The following is a 497-nucleotide window of genomic DNA, read 5'->3' on the forward strand; positions in this document are numbered from 1 at the left end:
GCCGTGAACGGCACCGCGGCGGGCGCCGGTGCCAACCTCGCGTTCGCCTGCGATCTCGTCATCGCGGCGAAATCGAGCAGCTTCATTCAGTCGTTCGTGAAAATCGGCCTCGTTCCGGATTCCGGCGGCACGTGGTTCCTGCCGCAGCGCGTCGGCTTCGCCCGTGCGCTCGGGCTCGCACTGACCGGCGACAAACTGAGTGCCGAACAAGCCGAACGTTGGGGACTCGTGTGGCGGGTCGTCGACGATGCCGAACTCGCGGGCGCCGCCGCACAACTCGCCCGAGAACTTGCGCAACAGCCGACGCGGGCGATCGCGGCGATCAAGCAGGCGATGCGTGCGAGCCTCACCCATACGCTCGACCAGCAGCTCGATCTCGAACGCGATCTTCAGCGCGAGCTCGGGCAATCGTACGACTACGCGGAAGGGGTGCGCGCGTTCATCGAAAAGCGCGCCCCTCGCTTCGAAGGACGCTGAGATGGCTGCACGCTCTCCCG

At 66.8% G+C, this 497-nt stretch carries 1 protein-coding gene; it reads left to right on the top strand.

Annotated features, from left to right (window positions below; translation table 11 throughout):
• Positions 1 to 477: enoyl-CoA hydratase-related protein (locus tag J5M56_RS24585; protein WP_207938008.1), on the top strand; the 477-nt coding region annotated here is incomplete at its 5' end.
• Positions 478 to 497 lie beyond the last annotated feature (20 nt).

Origin of the sequence: Pseudomonas sp. 51_B (assembly GCF_017491595.1) — a bacterium.
Taxonomy (GTDB): Bacteria; Pseudomonadota; Gammaproteobacteria; order Pseudomonadales; family Pseudomonadaceae; genus Aquipseudomonas; species Aquipseudomonas promysalinigenes.